Raw genomic sequence first — 2,999 nt, 5'->3', positions numbered from 1 at the left:
GCAGAGTTGGTCACGGGTCTCGTCCGGGATGCGCATACCAGACCAACGAGCCCCAGGTCGGGAAGCAACACCTTGATGATCTGCAATCCCTTAGCACGGGGGCGGGGCTGGGCAGGGCTTCGGCAAAGTATCGCGGGTCCGGTTCGTCGTCTGCCCCGATACTGGTTCCTGAGGGAGACAGGTAGGTGCGGCCTTGGGCCGGGCTCAGGCTGATGGTGGCCGGCACACCGGGTCGTAGTCCGCTGCTACCGCGCCTGAGTGCCCGGCTTCAGAGCTGGCGGCGACTCTCGTGAGAGTTCCAAACGGTGGAGAACACTTCCACCAGCCCGGTATGGACGACCAGATTATCCAGGAGGTCATCGACGGCTACATCCGCCCGGTCGGCCGGGGACTGATGATGACCGGCGACCTCCGCGCCCTGTACCACCGCACGACATCGAGGACCAGGCCGTGCTGCGCCCCCTGACCCGCAACCGGTCCGCCACCCCGTAGGAGCGGGCCCGCCTTGCCGCCGGCGCCCCCACCGCCCGGGTCCACGCCGTAAGCCGCGCGGACCGCCTGCACTCCCGGACCCGGCCGCGCACCGTCGCCGTGCCGACTACCCCGAGACCCCAACCTGCGCTCAGAGCGGGCCGAGCGGAGGGCCGGCCGAGACCTGGAGCCGACCACGGACGTCGCCACGGTGGAGCAGACCAGCCGGACGCTGGAGGTCGCGGCCGCAGAGATGGCTGCCCGGCTCCAGGCCGGCATCCGGGAACGAGCCGCCGCCCGCCGCCCCTCACCCCAGCTCGCCTCGGCGACGGCTCCACCGCGGCGCACCCCGCAGCCTGTCCAGCCCGCGCTGGGCCACCACACCCACCGGAGGAATCGCATGACCAGCACGCCGCCGCCGGACCCGAGGATCGAAGCCGTCGCCGCCGGGCTGAAGGAGGCCGCCCAGGAGCGCGCCGAGGCGCTCGGGCCGCCGCCGGTCTCTGGAACCGGCCCCGGAGGCCGAAGTCCATCAAGGCGAGGAAGGCGGAGCTGGCCAAGCAGCGCAAGCGGCTCAAGGCGGCCGGGATACGCCGGCTCTACGGCGCCCAGGCGCGTCGGCCCCGGCCCCGACAGAACCGCGTCGGCATCGCGGCGGCCCGCCGCGATGCGCGCGCCCTGTCCCGGATGCGGCACTCGAACGCCTGACTGTGATGACGATGCCGGGCATCGTCCACCGAGTGGACCGCACGATGCCCGACACCGGGTGGCGCCCATCGAGACTGCGGATCATTCGCCGGGGTACCGGGTCGGTGGTGACCTGACGGGGGCCCAGATGGTGCTGCTGTCCGCACAGGGCATACCAGTCGCGAAGATCGCCGCCCACTGCTCGGCGACGTCGGCGTCGGCGAGGACCGCGTCGCGGATCTGCTCGACCTCGTGCAGCACCGGCTCACTCACCGCCTGCCCCGCCTCCACGGCCAGAGCGCGCGCTGTGCGCGCGAGGCGCCCGATCACCACATGCTGATCATGCGACAGCTTCCGCAACTGCCCGGCATGCAGCGTCCGGTGCTCGGTCCGGAGCGCCTCGCCAAGCTGGACGAAGCTCGCGCCTCCTTCGGCCGGCGGCGTGCCAGCAGCCCGGCGCCGTCCACGCCGCAACGGTCGGCTTCCGCAACCCTGCGATGGCGGCGGCGAGCTGCCTGTCCCCGGCCTTCCGGGCCTGGGCCACGTACTCATCCCTGACCGCGGTGAACTGCAAGGGCTTCAGCCCGTACAACTCCACCGCCACCGACTCCGCATCCATGCCGAAAGTCTGCCGCCCGCCCGCCCCCCGGCCGGCCGACACCTCGCAGGACACCGCGCGTCGGCCCGAGGGGGATCCGTCCGCTACGAGCCGGGCGGCAGCATTCCGCGGGTCAGAGTGAAGGCGGCCGTGGCGGTGGACAGGAGGGCGTTGATCCTTCCAAGGATGCGGGCCGTCCTGTCGGCGTCCTGCGTCTCGACGGCCGAGGCCAGGTCGTCGGCGTACTCCCGCGCCCGCACTGCCTCATCGGGCGTCGCAGTGTCCGCGTCCGCATGCAGGGCATCGATCAGCCGCTGGTGTGGGATGTCCGGCGCGTTTGTGTTGTTGCCATAGCCGCCGTGTGCCACCGCTCGAGGGCTGTTGACGTTCGCCACCACGAAGCCGCCCGATGCCGCGGAAATGTGCACTCCGTCGCCTCCCCTATACATGATGCTCTCGTAGCCAGCCCAGCCCTTGCGCGTCACGCTGTACCCGCCGAACCGCCAGCCCTTGACCTTGATCAGTTTGTGCTTGAGCGGCTCGGCCATGATGCGCATGGCGTCCGCCCGGTTCCATCCTCGGTCGAGGAAGTAGTCCGTCATCATCACGCGCGGACCCGGGCTCTCGGCCCGCTGGCAGATCGCGCGGAATGCCTGCCTCTGACACATCTCCAGCTGGTCTGGAGCGAGTGACGATGCAGGCAGCCGCCACCCGTGCACGGCTGCGCGGGTATGCACGAACAGTGCGTAGATCAACCAACAGAGCAATACGATCAACACAACATGCCCGAACGTCAGACCCCCACTCATTCGCCCCCCTCTGTTGCCCTCAAGTCAACGCATCCTAAGGTGAGTTGGTGCGCAATGAAATCGGTTCCGGCGCTGAGAAGTGAGCTCCGACGCCGCGATGAGGTCCGGGGAAACGGTCCTAACTCAGTGGACTCCACCCAGTGGGAGCCACTCCACTCAGTGGATTCCACCGGGCGGAGGCTCACTCGATGTTCCGCACCGCACCGTGCGCACGACGATTTCTGGCATCCGATGTTCCGCACCGCACGCGAAGCGCACCTCCCGGATCGTGCGCACCGGCCGACCGCCTGCCCCTTGTCCGGCTCCGGGTGGCCGATCGGCGACCCCTTGACCAGGTTCGCTAGTGTGATGCGCCAGAAATCCTGATGGTTATTTCTGCTCGGTTTGCTGGTTGGCGGTTCCGACCTTGGTGAGGTAGTCGGCGAGGGAGTTGA

At 69.4% G+C, this 2,999-nt stretch carries 3 protein-coding genes; 1 reads left to right on the top strand and 2 read right to left on the bottom strand.

What is annotated here, in order from left to right:
- Positions 1-331 precede the first annotated feature (331 nt).
- Positions 332-466: a hypothetical protein gene (locus ACFY04_RS43640; protein WP_389126633.1), complete on the top strand. Its 135-nt coding sequence runs from the start codon at positions 332-334 to the stop codon at positions 464-466.
- Positions 467-1,260: 794 nt separating this feature from the next.
- Here the strand turns inward: ACFY04_RS43640 and ACFY04_RS43635 are convergent.
- Together ACFY04_RS43635 and ACFY04_RS43630 are read right to left on the bottom strand one after the other, a co-directional pair.
- A complete protein-coding gene (locus ACFY04_RS43635) occupies positions 1,261-1,491 on the bottom strand; it encodes a hypothetical protein (RefSeq protein ID WP_389126631.1) in 231 nt (76 codons plus the stop codon).
- A gap of 369 nt (positions 1,492-1,860) precedes the next feature.
- Complete coding sequence (locus tag ACFY04_RS43630; RefSeq protein ID WP_389126630.1) at positions 1,861-2,511, bottom strand: hypothetical protein; 651 nt, start codon at positions 2,509-2,511, stop codon at positions 1,861-1,863.
- Positions 2,512-2,999 lie beyond the last annotated feature (488 nt).

The organism is Streptomyces sp. NPDC001549, assembly GCF_042894025.1.
GTDB lineage: Bacteria > Actinomycetota > Actinomycetes > Streptomycetales > Streptomycetaceae > Streptomyces > Streptomyces kutzneri.
This window is presented reverse-complemented; position numbering and strand designations above follow the sequence as displayed.